Genomic DNA, 18,567 nt, shown 5'->3' with positions numbered 1-18,567 from the left:
CTTGACCATAAGCGGGCAACGAGCGTGCCCCTATCGCGAGAAGAACATATGAGTCAGCATTTTTACGTACACCCGGACAATCCCCAGGCTCGCCTCATCAGCCAGGCGGTGCAAATTCTGCAAAGTGGCGGCGTCATCGTCTATCCCACCGACTCCGGTTACGCCCTGGGTTGCCAGATGGGCAACAAGGACGCCCTGGAGCGCATCTGCCGCATCCGCCGCATCGACCCGAACCACGACTTCACCCTGGTGTGCCGGGATCTCTCGGAGATCTCCACTTACGCCAAGGTGGACAACAGCGCGTTTCGCCTGATCAAGAACAACACCCCCGGCCCCTACACCTTCATCTTCAAGGCCACCAAGGAGGTGCCGCGTCGCCTCATGAACGAGAAGAAGAAGACCATCGGCATCCGGGTGCCTGCCAACAACATAGCGTTGGCCCTGCTGGAGGCCCTCGGCGAGCCGCTGCTCTCCACCACGCTGATCCTGCCGGGTTCCGAGATGGCGGAGTTCGACCCCGAGGAGATCGCCGACAAGCTCGGCAAGCAGCTCGATCTGGTGGTCAACGGCGGTTATCTCGGCGAGCAGCCCACCACGGTCGTGGATTTCTCCGACGACGAGCCCGTGCTGCGCCGTCGCGGTGCCGGGGATCCGACGCCGTTTGAGTGATCTTGCCGACCCCGTGCCCGAGGCGCTGAGCGCCGCGGGCACGACCGGGGAAGCCTCCCTTCCCCCGCCCATCGCAACTGTGCTGGGGCAGCCCTACCACGAGCTGCCCCAGGATTTGTTCATCCCCCCCGACGCGCTGGAGGTGTTTCTCGACACCTTCGAGGGGCCGCTGGATCTGCTGCTCTACCTCATCCGGCGCCAGCAGCTCGACATCCTGAACCTGCCTATCCTGCAGATCACCGCCCAGTACATGGAGTACGTGGAGCTGATGCAGGGGCTCAACCTCGAGCTCGCGGCGGAGTACCTGCTGATGGCGGCCTGGCTCGCGGAGATCAAGTCCCGCCTGCTGCTGCCCAAGGCCCCGGAGCTGGAGGACGAGGAGGAGGGGGAAGACCCTCGCGTCACCCTTATTCGCCGCCTGCAGGAGTACGAGCGCTACAAGCTGGGGGCGGAGCGGGTCAACGCCCTGCCGAGGGTGGAGCGGGAGATCTTCGTCGCCGCGGCCCTGCCGCCGGATTTTGGTGCCCTGAAGCCGCTGGCCCCCGATGTTTCACTGGTTGAACTCGCCCTTTACATGCAAAGTGTGGTAAAACGCGCGACTCATTTTGAGCATCACCAGATCCGCCGGGAGCAGATCCCGACCCGGGTGCGGATGGCGGAGATCCTCGCCATGCTCTCCCTGGGCCAGACCCTGCGCCTGGAGCAGGTGCTGCGGGCCGAGGAGGGGCGCATGGGGGTACTGGTGACCTTCCTGGCCTTGCTGGAGCTGTGCAAGGAGCAGCTTATCTGGATCCTGCAGGCAGAGCCACTGGGGCCCATCCACTTTGCCCTGGCAAGTCAGGAGACGGCGCATGAACATGTACACTGAGCGGCCGCCGACGGCCATGGGCACAGCCCGGGAGGCCTGTCGTGGCGTTGCCCGCTGAACGGCTGAAGACCCTGATCGAGGCGGCCTTGTTCGTCGCCGGGCGCCCGCTCAACGTCAGCGAGCTCAAGGGCAGCGTGCTGGCGGATTACCCGGTCACCGGCCGCTACGTCCAGCTCCTGCTGGCGGAGCTCAAGAAAGACTATGAGACGCGGGGGGTTGAGCTCAAGGAGGTCGCCTCCGGCTGGCGTTTCCAGGCCCGCCAGGAGTATGCCGAGGAGCTGTCTCGCCTGTGGAGCGAGCGGGCGCCCCGTTATTCCCGCGCCGTGTTGGAAACCCTGACCCTGATTGCCTATCGTCAGCCCATCACCCGGGCAGAGATAGAAGCCATCCGCGGGGTGGCGGTCTCGAGCCAGATCGTCAACACCTTGAAAGAGCGCGGCTGGGTGCGCAGCATAGGACACAAGGAGGTGGCGGGTCGCCCCGAGCTGCTCGCCACCACCCGCGAATTTCTGGACTATTTCAATCTGCAGAGTCTGGAGCAGCTCCCCGAGCTGGATCCCGAACTGCCCCATCCCTTGTCGCTCATGCCGGATGAGGGAGGCGATGGGCGGCCCGCCGCGGGCCGTCTTGCGCATGAACATGGTGAGGATGCCCGCGAGGCGGCCTCACAGACATCCATGCTGTCCGCGATGTCGGCGGGCAGCGATCAACAATCAGGTAACCCCGATGAGTGAAAAACTGCAAAAAGTATTGGCCCGCGCGGGTCAAGGCTCCCGTCGTGAGATGGAGGCCCTGATCACCGCAGGTCGGGTCAGCGTGGATGGCAAGGTCGCCACGCTGGGGGATCGCGTCGAAGTGAACGCCGTGATCCGGGTGGATGGCCACCAGGTCAAGACTCGCGCCGCAGAGGAAGTGATCTGCCGCGTGCTGGCGTACCACAAGCCCGAAGGGGAGATGTGTACCCGCCATGATCCGGAAGGGCGTCCCACCGTGTTTGATCGTCTGCCCAAGATGGATGGCGCCCGCTGGATCGCGGTCGGTCGTCTCGACGTCAACACCTCGGGTCTGCTGCTGTTCACTACCGACGGCGAGCTGGCGAACCGCCTGATGCACCCGAGCCACGAGGTGGAGCGGGAATACGCGGTGCGTGTCTTTGGCGAGATCACCGAAGCCATGCTGCAGCGCCTGCGCAAGGGCGTGCAGCTGGAAGATGGCATGGCCAAGTTCAACAAGATCAAGCCGGCTGGCGGCGAGGGGCTGAACCAGTGGTTCAACGTCACCCTGACCGAGGGTCGCAACCGGGAAGTACGCCGCCTGTGGGAGTCCCAGGAAGTGCAGGTGAGCCGCCTGATGCGCATCCGCTACGGCGACGTTACCCTGGATCGCGGCATCCCGCGCGGCGGCTGGCAGGAGCTCAAGCTCCCCGAGGTGAACTACCTGCGCGGCCTGGTCAACCTGCCGAACGAGACCGAGTCCAAGGTCGATCTGCAGCAGGATGGCAAGGCCGGTCGCCACAAGCAGGCCGCCCAGATCCGCCGCGCCGTGAAGCGCCACAAGGAGATGCAGGGCAAGGAGCCGCGCGCCCGCAGCACCACCGCCCGCCGCAAGCCGACCTCCTCCACCCGCAATTCCGGCACCGGCAGCAAGTAATTCCGGCCGTCATCGCGAAAGAGCCTGCCCCGCAAGGGGCAGGCTCTTTTTTTATTGGGCCTTCGCCACTACAGGGAGGCTGCGGCGCGAGAGGCCTGATCATAGAGGCTGGCAAACAGCCGCAGCTGCTGCGCTATCTCCGCCGCCGAGGCGTTCGCCCCCGCCAGCCCGCTCTCCACTATCACCTGGATCAGACACTGTTCGCGGATCTCGCTGTATTGGTGGCACAGGGCCGCCCCGGCCGGCGTGGTGCTGAAGTGCACTTCCTTGCCCACCTTGGTGCGCGCCGCATAACCCAGGGTCACCAGCTTCTTCAGGGCATAGGTGGCGACATGGGTGTCCTCGATGTTCAGCACGAAGCAGATATCGGCGAGCCGCTTGGGGCGATCCCGGTGATTGATGTGGTGGATGAGCAGCACCTCCAGCGCGGTCAGCCCCTTCTCCCCGGCGGCCCCCATGCAGCGCACGACCCAGCGGTGGAAGGAGTTGTTGAGCACGGTCAGGCCGAACTCCAGCTCCGAGAGGGCCGGGGCCTGAGCCGAGACGAGGTGGGCCGATGAGACGATGGAGGGGGGCTTGGTCATGGAGACTCCTTTTCCTGATGAGAGGCCAGCGCGGCGGCTGGCGTTTCCTACGATGGCTTATTGTAGATAAATTATCGATGTTTTGTTGATATATTTGCTGTATGTTGATTAAATGTTTTGGTTGTTGGGGGCTGTATGGGATCGAGTGAGTGTCGCCTCTACCCGCTGGGAGAGCGGGCCCTGGTGCTGGAGACGGACCTGGGGGCCGATCTGATCGGTCAGCGGCGGATCTGGTGGTTGGCACAGCGACTGCGCGAGCGGGAAGGGGACGAGCGGTGGGAGGAGATAGTGCCGGGGATGAACAACCTGACCCTGGTGTTCGATCCCGAGGTGACGGACCCCGCCGGTCTCGAGCGCTGGCTGACCGAGTTGTGGCGCCAGGGAGAGGAGCTCGACTACCGGCCGCGGGAGCGGGAGCTCCCGGTGCACTACGGCGGCGAATGGGGGCCCGATCTGGAGGAGGCCGCCCGCCACTGCGGCCTGACGCCGGCCGAGCTGGTGGCGCGCCACAGCGGCGGCGAGTACCGGGTCTATTTCCTCGGCTTCCAGCCCGGCTTCGCCTATCTGGGGGGGCTTGCGCAGGAGCTGGCTGTGCCGCGGCGCAGGGAGCCCAGGCTGAGAGTCCCCGCCGGCAGCGTCGGCATCGGCGGGGCCCAGACCGGTATCTACCCGGCGGCGAGCCCCGGGGGCTGGCAGCTCATCGGGCGCACGGATCTGACGCTGTTCGACCCGGCTCGTGACGAGCCCTCCTATCTGCTGCCCGGCGATCGGGTGCGCTTCGTCCCCCTGGGAGGTGCCCCATGCTAGAGGTCATCCGACCCGGGCTTCAGAGCACAGTCCAGGATCTCGGCCGTTCTGGTGTGCGCCATCTCGGCATCGCCCAGGGAGGCGCCCTCGACAGGGAGGCGCTGATCCTGGCCAATCGCCTGGTGGGCAACCCCGCCGGAGCTGCGGGGATAGAGCTGGTGCTGGGGGCGGCCGAATTCCGCCTGCTGCGCGATGGCTGGCTAGCGCTGACCGGTGCCGACTGCGCCGCCACCCTGGACGGTGAAGCTGTCTGGCACGGCTGGCGCTGGCGGGTTCGCCGGGGCCAGCGCCTGCGCCTGTCGGCCCCTCGCCATGGCATGCGCACCTACCTCGCGCTGGATGGGGGCCTGGCCGTGGCCCAGGTGATGGGATCGCGCGCCACCGAGTTGCAGGCCGGCTTCGGGGGTCATCAGGGGCGAGCCCTGCAGGCCGGGGATCGCCTGCCCCTGGGGGCGCCGCTGAGTCATGACGGCCCCCTCGGCGCCTGGTTGCGCGAGTCGGACGCCTGCCTGCGCGTCTTGCCCGGCCCCGAATGTGACGAGTTCGAACCGGTCGCCGTGGCGGCGCTCTGGCAGGGGGAGTGGCGACTCAACCCCGCCAGTAACCGCATGGGCGTTCGCCTCGACGGACCGGCGCTGGTGCGCAGCCACAGCCGGGAGCTGGCCTCCCACGGCGTCCTGCCCGGCGTCATCCAGGTGCCCCCGGGCGGCCAACCCATCGTGCTGCTGGCCGATGGCCAGACCACGGGCGGCTACCCGCGCATCGGCTGCGTCATCGACGCGGATCTCTGGAAGCTGGCCCAGGTGCGGCCTGGGGCGCGGCTGCGCTTCTCCCCCGTGACGCGGGAGCAGGCCCTGGCGGCGCGGCGCGAGTGGCAGCAACACCTCTATCGTTTCGAATGGATGGCTTATGGAAAGACACATTGATCTCAACGCAGACCTCGGGGAGGGCTGTGACTCGGATGCCCTGCTGCTGGACCTCGTCAGTTCGGCCAACATCGCCTGTGGCTGGCACGCCGGGGATGCGCCCCTGATGGCCGAGACGGTCCGGCTGGCGCTGGCCAAGGGGGTTGCCATCGGCGCCCACCCCAGCTTCCCGGATCGGGAACACTTCGGGCGGGCGCCCATGGTGCGGGCGCCGGCCAAGGTCTATGCCGACGTGATCTATCAGGTGGGGGCCCTGGCCGCCCTGGCCAAGGCGGCCGGTGGCCGGCTGGCCCACGTCAAGCCCCATGGTGCGCTCTACAACCAGGCAGCCCGGGATGGGGCCCTGGCCGACGCCATCGCCAGTGCCGTCGCCAGCCTGGATCCCTCCCTCAAACTGATGGGGCTGGCGGGCAGCGAGCTGATCGCCGCTGCCCGGCGCCATGGTTTGACCCCCATCGCGGAGGTCTTCGCCGATCGCGCCTATCTGGCCGACGGCTCCCTGGCACCGCGGGGCCAGCCCGGCGCCGTTATCGACGACGAGGCAAAGGCGCTGAGCCAGACCCTGAGTCTGGTGACGCGGGGAGAGGTGGAGACCCTGGACGGGCAACAACTGGCGCTGGTGCCCCAGAGCATCTGCCTGCACGGGGATGGTGCCCACGCCGTCGCCTTCGCCCGGCGCCTGCATCAGGCCCTGATCGCAAACGGTATATCGATAAGGCCTCATTGAAGAGGTGAATTCAGGCCGCGCGGCCTTCACATGGAATGGAGAAGCTCATATGGATGTAAGTCTGTTATTGCCCCTGATCGGGATCCCCGTGGTGGTGCTGGGGTTTGCCCTCAGGTTCAACCCGCTGCTGGTGGTGACGACGGCGGGGCTGGCGACCGGCCTGGCGAGTGGCATGTCGCTGGTCGCGCTGCTGGAAACCTTCGGTGAGAAGTTCCTCAACAGCCGGCAGCTGGCCACCTTTATCCTGATCCTGCCGGTTATCGGCCTGCTGGAGCAGTACGGGCTCAAGGAGCGGGCCCAGAGCTGGATCGCCAGCATCCGCAAGGCGACCTCGGCGCGCATCCTGATGCTCTATTTCGTGCTGCGCCAGGGCACGGCCATGCTGGGCTTGCTGAGCCTGGGGGGCCATGCCCAGACGGTGCGTCCGCTGATCGCCCCCATGGCGGAGGGGGCTGCGGTGCATCGCCACGGGGATCTGCCCAAGCCGATTCGCGACAAGATCCGCGCCCATTCGGCCGCCTGTGACAACGTGGCGGTGTTCTTCGGCGAGGACGTCTTCCTCGCCTTCGGGGCCGTCCTGCTGATGAGTGCCTTCCTGCAGGAGAACGGGATCACCGATATCGAACCGCTCTACATCGGCCTGTGGGGCATACCGACCGCCCTGTGCGCCCTGCTGATACACATGGGGCGCCTGCTCCTGCTGGATGCCAGCATCGCCCGTGACGTTGCCGCCTGGCAGGCGAGCGAGCAAACCGGGACCCCCGACCAAGCCGTGCTGGAGCGTGCATGATGAGCAGCCTGATCACCATCAACGACATCTATTACCTCATCGGCCTCGTCGTCATGCTGCTGGTGGGCATGACGCTCTCTGACCGCCATAACCCCAAGCGCCTCACGACGGCCCTGTTCTGGTTCTGCTTTGGCGCCATCTTCCTGTTCGGCGATCTGCTGGTCAGCCAGCTGGGCAGCCAGATTGCCTACCGGATCGTGGGGGGCCTGGTGATCCTGATGGCCCTGCTGGCCGGCACGGGTCAGCTCGCGATGGGACGCTACACCCAGCGCAGTGACGCCGAGCGACAGGCGTCTGCGGGTAAACTGGGCAACCGCCTCTTCCTGCCGGCGGTCATGATCCCGGTGGCGACCGTGCTCAGCACCCTGCTGCTGGGCCATGCCAGCCTGGGGGATTACTTCGTTCTGGATCAGAAGAACGTCACCCTGACCTCCCTGGCCATCGGCACCCTGGCAGCCCTGCTGCTGGGCTGGAAGCTGACCGGTGGCACACCCTTGCAGGCGGTGCGTGAGTCAAGGCGTCTGGTGGATGCCATCGGGTGGGCCGCCATCCTGCCGCAGATGCTCGCCATGCTGGGCGGGGTCTTCGTGGTCGCCCAGACCGGGGAGTCGGTGAAGGCGGTGGTGGACTTGTTCGTCACCCCCGACAACCTGTTCCTGATGGTGGTGATCTACTGCGTGGGCATGGCGCTGTTCACCATGATCATGGGCAATGCGTTTGCGGCCTTCCCGGTGATGACGGCGGGGATCGCCATCCCCTTCCTCATCATGGGGGCTAATGGCAACCCCGCCGCCGTGGTCGCCATCGGCATGCTGTCGGGCTATTGTGGCACCCTGATGACCCCCATGGGGGCGAACTTCAACATAGTGCCCGCCGCCCTGCTCGAGCTGGACAACAAGTATCAGGTCATCCTGGTGCAGATCCCCACCGCGCTCATGATGCTCGTCTGCAACATCCTGCTGATGTACTTCCTGGCGTTTCGTTGATGTCGTCGGACGGGGGCGGCCCGCCCTCGTCCCTCCCGGCATCCGCTGGCCGCGCGCCGGGAAAAAAAGAAGGAGTTGGCCATGAAGACCATTTTACTGACCGGATTCGAACCCTTCGGCGGCGAGCCGCTCAACCCCTCCTGGGAGGCCGTGAGGCAACTCGATGGCCAGCGCCGTGGCGATCATCAGATCCGGGCGGTGCGGCTGAGCTGTGCCTTCGGCCAGGCCCTGACGGAACTCAAGGCGGCGCTGGCGCAGCATCAGCCGGTGCTTGTGCTGGCGGTGGGCCAGGCGGGGGGACGCAGCGAGCTCAGCCTGGAGCGGATCGCCATCAACCTGGATGATGCCCGCATTCCGGACAATGCCGGGGCGCAGCCCATCGACAGCCCCATAGTGGCAGAGGGGCCCGCCGCCTATTTCACCACCCTGCCCATCAAGGCCATGGTGGCGGCCCTGCGCGAGGCGGGCCTGCCCGCCGCCGTCTCCCACAGCGCCGGCACCTATGTCTGCAACCACCTCTTCTACGGCCTGATGCACGAGATTGAGCGGGACAGGCCGGGCTGCCGGGGCGGCTTCCTGCACATTCCCTATCTGCCCGGGCAGGCGGTGCGCCATCCGGCGGGCACGCCCTCGATGAGCCTGAGCCAGATAGTGCACGGGTTGGAAGTCGCCCTCGATGCGGCGCTGCATCACGAGCGGGATCTGCCGATCACGGGGGGAGCTACCCACTGAGGGCGTGGCAAAGGTTGCCTCGACCAGGTCTCCTTGTTAGCCTCTGCGACATTGATACAGGAGAAACCAATGAGCAAGGTACTGGATGAGCTGCTGGCGTTGCTGGCGCTCGAGAAGATCGAGGAGGGCCTGTTTCGGGGCCAGAGCCAGGATCTCGGATTGCGATCCGTGTTTGGCGGACAGGTGATGGGGCAGGCCTTGTCAGCCGCCAAGCAGACGGTCGCCGCCGATCGCCAGGTGCACAGCTGCCACTCCTACTTCCTGCGCCCCGGCGATGCCAACAAGCCCATCGTCTACGACGTGGAGAACATCCGCGACGGCCAGACCGTCTCCACCCGCCGGGTCAAGGCCATCCAGGGCGGCAAACCCATCTTCTACCTCAACGCCTCCTTCCAGGTGGAGGCCGAGGGCTTCGAGCACCAGGCCAGGATGCCGGGCGGCATCACGCCCCCGGAGCAGCTCAAGAGCGAGCTGGAGCTGGTGCGCCCCTACGAGCAGATGATCCCCCCGGCCCTGCGGGACAAGATCCTGTGCGAGAAGCCCATCGAAATTCGCCCGGTGACCCTGGTGGACCCCATCCGCCCCGATGTGCACGAGCCCCTGCGCTACACCTGGTTCAAGGCCAACGGCCCGGTGCCGGACGATCAGCGGGTCCACAACTACCTGCTGGCCTATGCCTCCGACTTCCACTTCCTGTTTGCCGCCCTGCAGCCCCACGGGGTGTCGTACTGGGAGCCGGATATGCAGGTGGCCACCATAGACCACTCCATGTGGTTCCACCGCGATTTTAGGCTGGATGACTGGCTGCTCTACGTGGTGGACAGCCCGAGCGCCAGCGGCGGACGCGGTCTGGTGCGCGGTCAGTTCTTCACCCGCGACGGCGTGCTGGTGGCGAGCACCATGCAAGAGGGTGTGATTCGTCGCCGTGCTGCGGATGCATGAAGACGGCGGCACCCACGATGGTGTGTGGGTGCCGAGCAGCATACAGGCAGGGGTGATCCGCCGCCGCGGTTGATCGCAGCTGAGTGCCATAAAAAAACGGGAGCCCTGGGCTCCCGTTTTTATTGGCGCGACAACGCGGTCAGGCCGCCTCGCGATCAAGGGTGGGCACGGCACCGTCCCGCTGGGCGAAGCGGTCTGCCCAGAGGGCGATGACGCCGTCACCGGTGACGTTGCAGGCGGTGCCGAAGCTGTCCTGGGCCAGGTAGAGGGCGATCATCAGGGCGATGGAGGCCTCACCGAAGCCCAGCATGGAGGTGAGCAGACCCAGAGCCGACATGACACCACCACCCGGGGCGCCCGGGGCTGCGATCATGATGACACCCAGCATCATGATGAAGGGCACCATGGTGCCATAACCCGGAATGGCCAGGTGTTCGGAGAGGAACATGACGGCGGTGGCACAGGTGACCAGGGTGATGGTGGAGCCGCACAGGTGGATGGTGGCGCACAGGGGGACGGTGAAGTTGGCGATGCCGTCGCTCACGCCGTTGTTCTTGCTGGCCTGCAGGGCCACCGGGATGGTGGCGGCGCTGGACATGGTGCCAAGGGCAGTGAAGTAGGCGGGCAGCATGTTCTTGATGAGCATGACGGGGGAGCGCCCTAGGGCGAGGCCGGTGCCGACGAACAGCACGCAGAGCCAGATCCAGTGCATCAGGATGGCCATCACCAGCACCACGCCGAAGGTTTTCAGAGTGGCGAAGACGGTGCCTTCCACCGTCATCTCGACGAAGACGCCGGCGATGTAGAAGGGGAGCAGGGGAATGATCACCTTCGCCAGCAGGCGGTCGATGATGTCACGGCCCTGATCGGCGACCCGGCGCAGGTCGGTGGCCTGGGTGGCGCTGATGCCGATGCCGAACACGAAGGCGGCGGCCAGCGCCGACATCACCCCGAACAGCGGCGGGATCTCGAGGTTGATGTAGGAGGCGAGCTTGGTGGCCGCCTCGGCGGTGGGCTCGGCGGCCGTGGTCAGGTGCGGGATCAGGTGGCTCGCCACGGTGAAGGCGAACAGACCCGCCAGTATGGTGGAGCAGTAGGAGAGCCCCACCGTCTTGCCGAGCAGCTTGCCGGAATTCTTCGGCAGGCTGGCGATGCCGCTCATGATGAAGAACAGGATGATGAGCGGGATGGTGAAGGTGATGAGCTGGCCTATTACCGTCTTGGCGGTGAACAGCATGCGGGCGACCCATTCGGGGGCATAGAGACCGAGCAGGAGGCCGGCGAGGATGCCAGCGATCAGATTCAGAACGAGTTTCATGGGCAAATCCAGGTGTTGGTGTCTGTTTTGTTATTAAATAATGATTTTAATGCCGCTTTTTAACACAAACGCCGCATCTTGTCTGCCTTATGCTGGTTAATGTGGAGTTAAATTTTGTTAATGGGGCGTTCCGCCACTCTTTGTTTCTATGTCTATCAGGCCTGGATGGGCGCTGACAGTGTCTCTGTACCGGGCAACCCGGGCGGACGGTCAGCGCGCGTTTCGCCTCCCATCGGCGCCGGGGCGTCAGCGCCGGATGAGCAGGACATGCAGCCAGCGGCCGTTCACCTCGTCCTCGCAGCACCAGTGGCGGTGCAGTGCGAAGGGCAGGGGGGTGATGAGACGCTGCAGCCCGGGCTCGTCGAGCCGGGTCTGGAGCGGATATTCCCCCGAGCGCGGCAAGGGCTCGCCATCCCCGTGGGGGAAGGAGCAGTATAGGGGGCCGCCGGCCTTGAGCAGGGTGGCCAGATGCCCGAGCACCGGGGCTATCTCTAGCTCGGGCAGGCAGGGGAGGGAGCCGCCGGCCCAGATGCCGTCATAGGGGACGACACTTCGCATCTGCTCGAAGCGGCAGACGCGCACCGGTTGGCCGCACAGGCGCGAGGCGGCGGCGGCCTGCTCCCGGCTCGCATCGAAGGCGGTCACGACCAGGTCCTGCTCCCGGAAGAGGTGCAGATCCTCCCCTGCGCCGCAGCCCGCCTCCAGCAGGTGGCGGCCAGTACCGAGCAGGGCGAGGAAGGGGGCATGGGCGCCGGCCAGGAGGGCCGGGCGAGGGGCGGCGTCGCCAGCCGGGGCGGGAGTGTGTGGCAAAGACATCGGGCTCATCTCGGTGGGGGGCGGCTACTCTAGCAAATTCGCCCCCGGCTGTTGAGCGTTGGCGAGGGCTTTCCCGCCATCGCCTTCATTCACGGATGCTGGCGAAGGGCGGGGGAGGCGCTGGCGAGCAGGCCAAAGAGGGTGTCGAGCAGGAAGTCCGCCTCCCGGGCGAGGTCGATGCGCTCTGGGAAGTGCAGCCAGTTGATGATGTAGCCGTCCAGGGTGCAGTGCAGCAGGGTGGTGGCGCGGCGCAGATCCAGCCCCTCTGGCAGCTGGCCCTGGCGTACCGCATTGGCCAGGGTGACCTCCAGATCCTGGAAGAAGTCGATGGAGCGCTGACGCATGTGTTCCCGCAGGGCCGCGGCTTCCCCTTCCATCGGCTCCAGGTTGAAGATGATGGTGAACATCTGCTGGTGGGCGGGCTCGGTGCTGATCTTGAGCATCACCTCCTTGAGGAAGACCCGCAGCTTGCCGAGGGGATCCGGCTCCGCCTCGTCGACGCAGGCGTCGAGCTGGTGGGAGAGGGGGGCGCACAGCTCCTCCCACAGGGTGACGAACAGCTCTTCTTTATTCTTGAAGTGCCAGTAGATGGCCCCTCGGGTGAGATCCACGGCCTTGGCGATGTCGGTCAGGCTGGTCTTCGCCAACCCTTGTTGGCAGAAGAGATCCAGCGCCGTGCTCATGATGCGGCAGCGGGTCTGCTGTGCCTCTTCTTTGGTACGTCTGGCCATTGGCTCCGATCCTGTCTAAATAGTGATAAAAGTTTCTTACATACATTCATGAATGTATGTATATTGCCTCATCTTCGCAGTTTTACCAACAGGGGCCTTATAAACCCTGTGGTTTTTGTCACTTTTTTTGATTGAAACAGAGGCTCAGAGATTTCATGGATAAACATATTCTCGCACGTTCGGTCGGCCTTGCCTTGCTGGCAAGTGGCCTGCTGGCTGGTTGTGGTGACAAGGGAGAGGCCCAGCAGGCCATGGAGATGCCCCCGGCGGCTGTGGACGTGGTCACCCTTCACAGTGCACCGCTGCAACTCATGACCGAGCTCACCGGCCGCACCGCCCCCCTGCGGGTGGCCGAGGTTCGCCCCCAGGTGAACGGCATCATCCTCAAGCGCTTGTTCACCGAAGGCAGCGATGTCAAGGCCGGGCAGCTGCTCTACCAGATCGACCCCGCCGTCTATCAGGCCGAAGTGGCCAGCGCCAAGGCCAACCTTGCCAAGGCCGAGGCCAACGAGCGCAGCGCCCGTCTCAAGGCCCAGCGTTATGCTGAGCTGGTGAAGGTGAAAGCCATCAGCCGCCAGGAGTATGATGACGCCGACGCGGCCTGGAAACAGCAGGTTGCCGAGATAGGGTCTGCCAAGGCGGCCCTGCAGAGTGCCAACATCAACCTGGCCTATACCCGCATCACCGCTCCCATCAGCGGCCGCATCGGCAAGTCCGCGGTGACCGAAGGGGCCCTGGTGACAGCCCAGCAAGCCACCAGCCTCACGACCATCTCTCAGCTCGATCCCATGTATGTGGACGTGCGCCAGTCCACCGCCGATCTGCTGCGCCTCAAGCGCCAGGTCGCGGCCGGCAAGCTGACCCAGGGGGAGAAGGGGGACGCCAGCGTCAGCTTCCAGCTGGAAGATGGCAGCCAGTACGGCCAGAAAGGCTCGCTCCAGTTCTCCGACGTGACCGTGGACGAGACCACCGGCATGGTGACCCTGCGAGTGATAGTGCCGAACCCGAATCAACTGCTGCTGCCCGGCATGTTCATGCGCGCCACCCTGCAGGAGGGCGAGCGCCCGCAAGGTCTGCTGGTGCCGCAGACCGCCGTGACCCGTACCCCCAAGGGCGGGGCGACCGCCATGGTGGTGACCGCGGATAACAAGGTGGAACTGCGCGAGGTGCAGCTGGGTCGCGTGTACGGCGACAGCTGGGTCGTGGAATCCGGCCTCAATGCCGGCGAAAAGGTGATCGTCGCCGGCCTGCAGAAAGTCAAACCCGGGGCTGCGGTGGCACCCACTGAACACGCCAGCACCGCACAGACTCAGCAAACCCCGGCAACCAAGCAGTAGGATGGAGTAGTCGCCTCATGGCACGTTTTTTCATAGATAGACCCATTTTCGCTTGGGTGATCGCCCTGGTGATCATGCTGGCCGGGGCCATGGCCATCATCGCCCTGCCGGTGGCCCAGTACCCGACCATAGCCCCGCCGGCGGTTGGCATCTCCGCCAGCTACCCGGGTGCCTCCGCCAAGACGGTGGAAGACTCGGTGACCCAGATCATCGAACAGAACATGACGGGGCTGGATCACCTGCTCTACATGTCGGCCCAATCCGATTCCTCCGGCAATGTCAGCGTGACCCTCACCTTCAAGCCGGGCACGGATCCCGACATCGCCCAGGTGCAGGTGCAGAACAAGCTGCAGCAGGCGATGTCGCTGCTGCCCCAAGAGGTGCAGCAGCAGGGGGTACGTGTCCAGAAGACCTCCAGCAGCTTCCTGATGGTGGCCGCCTTCATCTCCACCGATGGCAGCATGACCAACGATGACCTGGCCGACTACGTGGTGGCCAACATCAAGGAGCCCCTGAGCCGGCTGGACGGGGTGGGTGACATCACTCTGTTCGGCAGCCAGTACTCCATGCGCGTCTGGCTCGATCCCCACAAGCTCAACCGGGTGCAGATGACCCCGGCTGACGTCCAGAGCGCCATCCAGGCCCAGAACGCCCAGGTGGCCTTCGGCAAGCTGGGGGGCACCCCTGCGGTGAGCGATCAGCAATTTACCGCCACCATCATGGGCCAGACCCGGCTCTCCACCGTGGAGGAGTTCAACAACATCCTGCTGCGGGTGAACCAGGACGGCTCCAAGGTGCAGCTCAAGGACGTGGCCCGGGTGGAGCTGGCTGGCGAGAACTATGACGCCACCGCGCTCTACAACGGCCAGGCCACCGCCGCCGTCGCCATCAAGCTGGCAACCGGTGCCAACGCCCTGGATACCGCCGAGCACGTTCGCGCCAAGCTGGGCGAGCTCTCCGAGTACTTCCCGGCCAACATGGAGATCGTCTATCCCTACGACACCACGCCGTTCGTGAAGATCTCCATCGAGGAGGTGGTGCAGACGCTGATCGAGGCCATCTTCCTGGTGTTCTGCGTCATGTATCTGTTCCTGCAGAACTTCCGGGCGACCCTGATCCCGACCATCGCCGTGCCCGTGGTGCTGCTTGGCACCTTCGGCGTCATGGCGGCGTTCGGCTTCTCCATCAACACCCTGACCATGTTCGGTCTGGTGCTGGCCATCGGTTTGCTGGTGGATGACGCCATCGTGGTGGTGGAGAACGTGGAGCGTCTGATGAGCGAGGAGGATCTCTCCCCCCTCGAGGCGACCCGCAAGTCCATGACCCAGATCACCGGCGCCCTGGTGGGCATTGCCCTGGTGCTCTCCGCCGTGTTCGTGCCCATGGCCTTCTTCGGCGGCTCGACCGGTGCCATCTATCGCCAGTTCTCCCTCACCATCGTCTCGGCCATGGTGCTCTCTGTGCTGGTGGCCCTGATCCTGACCCCGGCGCTCTGTGCCACCCTGCTCAAGCCCATGAAGCACGGTGAGTTCGGTGCCCAGCGCGGCTTCTTCGGCTGGTTCAACCGCTTCTTCGACACCAATGCCAACCGTTACCAGAACGGCGTGCGCAAGGTGATCAAGCAGGGAACCCGCTACAGCATCATCTACCTGGCCATGCTGGGCGTGCTGGCGGTGCTCTTCATGCGCCTGCCCACCTCCTTCCTGCCGGAAGAGGATCAGGGGGTCATCATGTCCATGGTGCAGCTGCCGGTCGGCGCCACCAAGGAGCGTACCGAAGTGGTGCTCGCCGAGATGCGCGACTACTTCCTCGAGAACGAGAAGGAGAACGTCGACTCCGTGCTGACGGTGGCGGGCTTCAGCTTCGCCGGTAGCGGTCAGAACAGCGGCATGGCCTTCATCAAGCTCAAGGACTGGAGCGAGCGCAAGGGGGAAGATCGTAGCGCCAACGCCATCATCGGCCGCGCCATGGGCTTCCTGTTCAGCATCAAGGAAGCCCAGGTCTTCGCCTTCAACCTGCCTCCCATCCCGGAGCTGGGGACGGCCACCGGCTTTGACTTCTATCTGCAGGATCGCGGCGGTCTGGGTCACGAGAAGCTGATGGCGGCGCGCAACCAGCTGCTCGGCATGGCGGCGCAGGATCCCAACCTGGTACGGGTACGCCCGAACGGGATGGAAGACACGCCCCAGCTCGACATCAAGATCGACTACGAGAAGGCGCTGGCCCAGGGGCTCTCCATCTCCGACATCAACAACACCCTGTCCGCGGCCTGGGGCTCGTCCTACGTGAACGACTTCGTCGACAGAGGCCGGGTCAAGAAGGTCTATCTGCAGGCGGATGCGCCGTTCCGGATGAGCCCGGAGGATCTCAAGCTGTGGTACGTGCGCAACAGCGCAGGCCAGATGGTGCCCTTCTCCGCGTTTGCCAGCACCGAGTGGAGCTTCGGCTCGCCCCGCCTCGAGCGTTACAACGGCGTCTCCGCCATGGAGATCGTCGGTGAGGCGGCGCCGGGCAAGAGTACCGGTGACGCCATGGCCGCCATCGAGGAGATGGTGAAACAGCTGCCGGAAGGCATCGGCATCGAGTGGACCGGTCTCTCCTTCCAGGAGCGTCAGGCGGGTTCCCAGGCGCCGGCCCTCTACGCCATCTCGCTGCTGGTGGTCTTCCTCTGTCTGGCGGCCCTCTACGAGAGCTGGAGCATTCCGTTCTCGGTCATGCTGGTGGTGCCGCTCGGGGTGCTGGGGGCCATTCTGGCCGCGACCCTGCGCGGGCTGGAGAACGACGTCTACTTCCAGGTGGGCCTGCTCACCACCATAGGTCTGTCGGCCAAGAACGCCATCCTGATCGTCGAGTTTGCCAAGGAGCTGCACGACAAAGGGATGAAGCTCGGGGAAGCCGTGGTGGAGGCCTCGCGTCAGCGTCTGCGCCCCATCCTGATGACCTCGCTCGCCTTCATCCTGGGCGTACTGCCCCTGGTGATCAGTACCGGTGCCGGCGCCAGCAGCCGCAACGCCATCGGTACCGGCGTGATGGGGGGGATGATCAGCGCCACCGTGCTCGCCATCTTCTTCGTACCGCTGTTCTTCGTGCTGGTGATGCGCTACTTCACCGAGCACCACAGCGCCGAGGAGCGCATTGCCCACGCCAAGGAGATCAAACATGACTAAGACCCTGATTGCCCTCGGCGTGACCCTGATACTGGGGGGCTGTTCCATGGCCCCCGACTACCAGCGGCCCGAGCTGCCGCAAGGGGCCTCCTGGCAAGACAATCTGGCCACCAGGGGGGAGCTTGCCCCCTGGCGCGAGCAGTTCCTCGATCCGGCGCTGCAAAAACTGATTGGCACGGCCCTCGAGAACAACCGGGATCTGCGCCTCGCTGCCCTCAATGTCGAGGCCTATGAGGCGCAATACCGGATCCAGCGGGCGGCCCAGCTGCCGACCCTGGCCGCCAGTGGCAGCGGCACCCGCCAGCAGGGATCCGACGATCTCAGCAGCACGGGGCAGGGCACCATCAGCAGCCAGTACGGTGCCGACATCGGTATCACCGCCTATGAACTGGATCTGTTTGGCCGGATCCAGAGCCTGAAAGATCAGGCACTGGAGACCTACCTGGCTCAAATCGAGACCCAGCGCAGCACCCAGATCGCCCTGGTGGCCTCGGTGGCGAACGCCTACTTCACCCTGCTGGCGGATCAGGAGCTGCTGGCCCTGAGCCAGGCGACGCTTGCGACCGAGCAGGAGAGCTATGCCCTGACCGAGCACAAGTACCGGCTGGGGGCCGCCTCCGAGATGGAGCTGGCCCAGAGCCGTACCGCACTGGAGAGTGCCAGGGTCAGCCAGGCGCAGTACCAGCGGCAGGTGAAACAGGACAGAAACGGCCTGGCCCTGCTGCTCGGCACCGAGGCACCGGTACTGGACGGGCAACCTGCGACCCTGGCCGAGGTGCAACTGGCCGCGATCCCGGTGGGTGCCCCCTCCAGCCTGCTGCAACAACGCCCGGACATCCTGGCGGCGGAGCACAGCCTGAAGGCGGCCAACGCCAATATCGGTGCGGCGCGGGCCGCCTTCTTCCCGACCATCTCGCTCACCGCGACGGCGGGCACTGCCAGCAACCAGCTGAGCGGTCTGTTTGACGGTGGCACCGGCACCTGGACCTTCATGCCCCAGATAAGCCTGCCCATCTTCGACGGCGGCAAGCGCATCGCGGATCTGGACGTGGCCGAGGTGAGCACCAAACAGGCGGTGGCCAGCTACGAGAAGAGCATCCAGACCGCCTTCAAGGAGGTGGCCGATGCCCTTGGCGCCCAGGCTGACTACGAGCAGCAGCTGCAGGCGCAGCAGGCACTGGTGGACGCGAACCAGACCTACTTCAAGCTGGCGGAGGTGCGCTACGAGCAGGGGGTGGACAGCTACCTCACCCGACTCGATGCCCAGCGCTCCCTGTTCAGTGCCAAGCAGGGGCTGATTAGCACCCGGCTGGCCCAGCTTGGCAACCAGGTCGCGCTCTACAAGGCGGTCGGCGGCGGCTGGCAGGCGCCGAAGGATGCAGAGCCGGCATCTGACAAACAGGGTTGACCCGTCGGGGTTGACGTAAAAAACATCAGGGGCGAACCACAGGGTTCGCCCCTTTTTTATGGCGGGAAGAGAGGCCGCCCTTCTCGCGGGGAGGGCACAGGTCAGGCGT

18 protein-coding genes are annotated in these 18,567 nt (G+C 65.3%); 14 read left to right on the top strand and 4 right to left on the bottom strand.

What is annotated here, in order from left to right:
• Nucleotides 1-48 precede the first annotated feature (48 nt).
• From I6L45_RS19730 to rluB, 4 genes are read left to right on the top strand one after another with little or no spacing between them, the layout of a single operon-like run.
• A complete protein-coding gene (locus I6L45_RS19730; RefSeq protein WP_043759278.1) occupies nucleotides 49-669 on the top strand; it encodes an L-threonylcarbamoyladenylate synthase in 621 nt (206 codons plus the stop codon).
• A complete protein-coding gene (locus tag I6L45_RS19725) occupies nucleotides 662-1,537 on the top strand; it encodes a ScpA family protein (protein ID WP_216983040.1) in 876 nt (291 codons plus the stop codon). Before I6L45_RS19730 ends, I6L45_RS19725 begins: the two co-directional genes overlap by 8 nt.
• A gap of 41 nt (nucleotides 1,538-1,578) precedes the next feature.
• The gene (scpB, locus tag I6L45_RS19720; RefSeq protein ID WP_104453169.1) at nucleotides 1,579-2,271 is read left to right on the top strand and encodes an SMC-Scp complex subunit ScpB; all 693 of its coding nucleotides are present in this window, start codon (nucleotides 1,579-1,581) and stop codon (nucleotides 2,269-2,271) included.
• Nucleotides 2,264-3,187 (top strand): 23S rRNA pseudouridine(2605) synthase RluB, encoded by a 924-nt coding sequence (rluB, locus tag I6L45_RS19715; RefSeq protein ID WP_042074648.1) that lies wholly within the window; start codon nucleotides 2,264-2,266, stop codon nucleotides 3,185-3,187. Before scpB ends, rluB begins: the two co-directional genes overlap by 8 nt.
• 68 nt (nucleotides 3,188-3,255) lie before the next feature.
• Here the strand turns inward: rluB and I6L45_RS19710 are convergent, their stop codons facing one another.
• On the bottom strand, nucleotides 3,256-3,771 hold the full coding sequence (locus tag I6L45_RS19710; protein ID WP_043759284.1) for a winged helix DNA-binding protein: 516 nt from the start codon (nucleotides 3,769-3,771) through the stop codon (nucleotides 3,256-3,258).
• A gap of 135 nt (nucleotides 3,772-3,906) precedes the next feature.
• On the opposite strand from I6L45_RS19710, the gene pxpB reads away from it, so the two are divergent.
• The 7 genes from pxpB to tesB all read left to right on the top strand — a co-directional run bounded on the left by pxpB (nucleotide 3,907) and on the right by tesB (nucleotide 9,681).
• Nucleotides 3,907-4,578 (top strand): 5-oxoprolinase subunit PxpB, encoded by a 672-nt coding sequence (pxpB, locus tag I6L45_RS19705; RefSeq protein WP_216983039.1) that lies wholly within the window; start codon nucleotides 3,907-3,909, stop codon nucleotides 4,576-4,578.
• Nucleotides 4,572-5,504: a biotin-dependent carboxyltransferase family protein gene (locus I6L45_RS19700; protein WP_216983038.1), complete on the top strand. Its 933-nt coding sequence runs from the start codon at nucleotides 4,572-4,574 to the stop codon at nucleotides 5,502-5,504. Before pxpB ends, I6L45_RS19700 begins: the two co-directional genes overlap by 7 nt.
• A complete protein-coding gene (pxpA, locus tag I6L45_RS19695) occupies nucleotides 5,488-6,231 on the top strand; it encodes a 5-oxoprolinase subunit PxpA (protein ID WP_216983037.1) in 744 nt (247 codons plus the stop codon). Before I6L45_RS19700 ends, pxpA begins: the two co-directional genes overlap by 17 nt.
• A gap of 49 nt (nucleotides 6,232-6,280) precedes the next feature.
• Nucleotides 6,281-7,021 (top strand): DUF969 domain-containing protein, encoded by a 741-nt coding sequence (locus I6L45_RS19690; RefSeq protein WP_216983036.1) that lies wholly within the window; start codon nucleotides 6,281-6,283, stop codon nucleotides 7,019-7,021.
• A complete protein-coding gene (locus I6L45_RS19685; protein WP_216983035.1) occupies nucleotides 7,018-8,007 on the top strand; it encodes a DUF979 domain-containing protein in 990 nt (329 codons plus the stop codon). The genes I6L45_RS19690 and I6L45_RS19685 overlap by 4 nt, the downstream gene beginning before the upstream one ends.
• Before the next feature lie 81 nt (nucleotides 8,008-8,088).
• Nucleotides 8,089-8,739: a pyroglutamyl-peptidase I gene (gene pcp, locus I6L45_RS19680; protein ID WP_216983034.1), complete on the top strand. Its 651-nt coding sequence runs from the start codon at nucleotides 8,089-8,091 to the stop codon at nucleotides 8,737-8,739.
• A 69-nt stretch (nucleotides 8,740-8,808) separates the two neighbouring features.
• Entirely contained in the window at nucleotides 8,809-9,681 is an 873-nt protein-coding gene (tesB, locus tag I6L45_RS19675) for an acyl-CoA thioesterase II (protein WP_210550321.1), read from the top strand.
• A 139-nt stretch (nucleotides 9,682-9,820) separates the two neighbouring features.
• Here tesB and I6L45_RS19670 read toward each other — a convergent pair whose 3' ends face one another.
• The 3 genes from I6L45_RS19670 to I6L45_RS19660 form a co-directional block, all read right to left on the bottom strand.
• Complete coding sequence (locus I6L45_RS19670; protein WP_216983033.1) at nucleotides 9,821-10,999, bottom strand: dicarboxylate/amino acid:cation symporter; 1,179 nt, start codon at nucleotides 10,997-10,999, stop codon at nucleotides 9,821-9,823.
• A gap of 246 nt (nucleotides 11,000-11,245) precedes the next feature.
• Nucleotides 11,246-11,815 carry a bifunctional 2-polyprenyl-6-hydroxyphenol methylase/3-demethylubiquinol 3-O-methyltransferase UbiG gene (locus I6L45_RS19665; protein ID WP_216983032.1) on the bottom strand — a complete coding sequence of 190 codons (570 nt, stop codon included), beginning with the start codon at nucleotides 11,813-11,815 and terminating at the stop codon, nucleotides 11,246-11,248.
• 89 nt (nucleotides 11,816-11,904) lie between these two features.
• Complete coding sequence (locus I6L45_RS19660) at nucleotides 11,905-12,546, bottom strand: TetR family transcriptional regulator (RefSeq protein ID WP_216983031.1); 642 nt, start codon at nucleotides 12,544-12,546, stop codon at nucleotides 11,905-11,907.
• Between the two features lie 155 nt (nucleotides 12,547-12,701).
• Between I6L45_RS19660 and I6L45_RS19655 the strand changes: the two genes are divergently transcribed.
• From I6L45_RS19655 to I6L45_RS19645, 3 genes are read left to right on the top strand one after another with little or no spacing between them, the layout of a single operon-like run.
• Nucleotides 12,702-13,883: an efflux RND transporter periplasmic adaptor subunit gene (locus I6L45_RS19655; RefSeq protein ID WP_043759300.1), complete on the top strand. Its 1,182-nt coding sequence runs from the start codon at nucleotides 12,702-12,704 to the stop codon at nucleotides 13,881-13,883.
• Nucleotides 13,884-13,900: 17 nt separating this feature from the next.
• Nucleotides 13,901-17,050, top strand: coding sequence for an efflux RND transporter permease subunit (locus tag I6L45_RS19650; protein WP_043759301.1), 3,150 nt, complete (start codon nucleotides 13,901-13,903; stop codon nucleotides 17,048-17,050).
• Nucleotides 17,043-18,458 carry an efflux transporter outer membrane subunit gene (locus tag I6L45_RS19645; RefSeq protein WP_216983030.1) on the top strand — a complete coding sequence of 472 codons (1,416 nt, stop codon included), beginning with the start codon at nucleotides 17,043-17,045 and terminating at the stop codon, nucleotides 18,456-18,458. The genes I6L45_RS19650 and I6L45_RS19645 overlap by 8 nt, the downstream gene beginning before the upstream one ends.
• Nucleotides 18,459-18,567 lie beyond the last annotated feature (109 nt).

Origin of the sequence: Aeromonas sp. FDAARGOS 1415, assembly GCF_019048365.1 — a bacterium.
In the GTDB taxonomy this organism is placed as follows: domain Bacteria; phylum Pseudomonadota; class Gammaproteobacteria; order Enterobacterales; family Aeromonadaceae; genus Aeromonas; species Aeromonas taiwanensis.
Note: the sequence above shows the minus strand (reverse complement) of the source record. Positions and strands in the feature narration are given on the sequence as shown.